1 protein-coding gene and 1 pseudogene are annotated in these 1697 nt (G+C 34.8%); both read left to right on the top strand.

Annotated features, from left to right (window positions below; genetic code table 11):
- Positions 1 to 180, top strand: a pseudogene (locus tag ACY65O_RS17630) (RecX family transcriptional regulator); the annotation flags it as partial.
- Positions 181 to 317: 137 nt separating this feature from the next.
- A partial coding sequence (locus ACY65O_RS17625; protein WP_462222174.1) for an outer membrane protein assembly factor BamB family protein occupies positions 318 to 1697 on the top strand: 1380 nt, incomplete at its 3' end.

Genomic DNA, 1697 nt, shown 5'->3' with positions numbered 1-1697 from the left:
ATTAATGAAGATGATTATTTAAAAACTTTGCAGCAGCATTTTGATGCCAAACTAAAAACATTAAAAAGCGAAAAAAATAGTTTTATCAAAAAAAGAAAACTGCAGGATCATTTAATGCAAAAAGGTTTTGAAAGCGATTTGATAAGAAACCTGATGGCTGATGCATTAGGTAATAAATAAATTATCACTGATATACTAAATAAAAAAGAATACCGTTAACAGCATACCAATTTTCTTAACACAGCTAAACTTTAATCACCCTGCATTTTTTTCCTTTAATTTCACCTCTCAAAAAAAATAAACACCCATTCTAATTTATGAAGAAAACAATTGTATGCCTGACTATTGGCATGGTATGTACAGCTTCGCCTTTTATTGGCAACGCACAAAAAACCGAACCCATTTTTGAAATTACTGCCGGCAATGCGGCAAACAATGCTAAATTCCTTATGCAGTCTGCCACCGGCGAATTAATTACTGGTAACGAATTAAAACTCTTTGCTATCGACCCCGAAAAAAAATCAGTTATCTGGGAAAATAAAGACTTTTTAGGATTGAATGAAGATGATATTACCGTAATAGAAGGCACACCTTTTATAAAAATAGAAAGACAAAAAACTTTGTCTATTGGAAAAAATAAAAATACTTACATCATACAGGCAAGAGATGGTAAAGTAGTTTACGACAGTAAAGACGAAGGCATTAAAGTAAGAAGCACTTTAATTATACCGCAATTGGGCGGCCTGCTTATTGAAAGTGTAAAAGACGGATTTCTTTCTGTTTCGCTGGTAGATTTTGCTACAGCAAAAGAACTGTGGACGGTGCCGTTAGCAAAAGAAAAAAGCGGAGGTATTGGTATTGGCGCATTAAAAAGAGCCGTAAAATCTTTTACCGCTTCGGCATTTAATGTTGCTCCCATAGTTGATCAAAACAAAAATTTATTATTAGTAAACAAAAAAGAAGTTTTCTGTATTAACAAAGCCGGTACACTGGCCTGGAAAAAAGAATATGATGAAAATGTAGATGATGCTTATTTGGGTGCTGATGGCAAATCAATTTTTATTGGCTACAAAAAATATATTGATAAACTAACTACCGAAAATGGCAACAGCACTTTGAGCGAACCTATAAAAATGAGGGATGCATTAAATGGCATTAGCCCGATGGGTAACGATTACCTGGTGTATAACGAAGCCGGCATAAACATAATGGATGCCAACGGCAACATGAAATGGAAAAAAGACAGCAAGCTCGGCAACATTACACAGGTAAAATATACCGCCAATGGTGTATTAGCCATTGAAGCTGTAAAAGATGACGAAACGGTTTTTTACTGGGTTAACAATGATGGTAAAGAAATGTGGAACCAAAAAGTGGATGGCGGTTTAATATTGGCAGAGCCAACCGATAAAGGTGTAATGTATGTAACCAGCGAACGTGCCAACACACTTACTTACGAAAAAGGAAAAGATGTTTGGAACAAAGACATTAAAATAAAAGGGACCCCCAATTTTGGAGTGGATGCAAAAAGTAAAATACTGTATGCCTTTGCAAAAGAAAAAGTGCATGCTTTTAATTTTACTGATAACACTTACCGTTTAGTTGCAGAAGGACTGGAACTAAAAAAGTTTGATGATGAAAAGGAAGGAGCAACTGTTGATATAAGAAACGAAGGCGGAAAATTAATTATTAATACC

The sequence above is a fragment of the Ferruginibacter sp. genome (assembly GCF_031430955.1).
Classification (GTDB): domain Bacteria; phylum Bacteroidota; class Bacteroidia; order Chitinophagales; family Chitinophagaceae; genus Ferruginibacter.
Note: the sequence above shows the minus strand (reverse complement) of the source record. Positions and strands in the feature narration are given on the sequence as shown.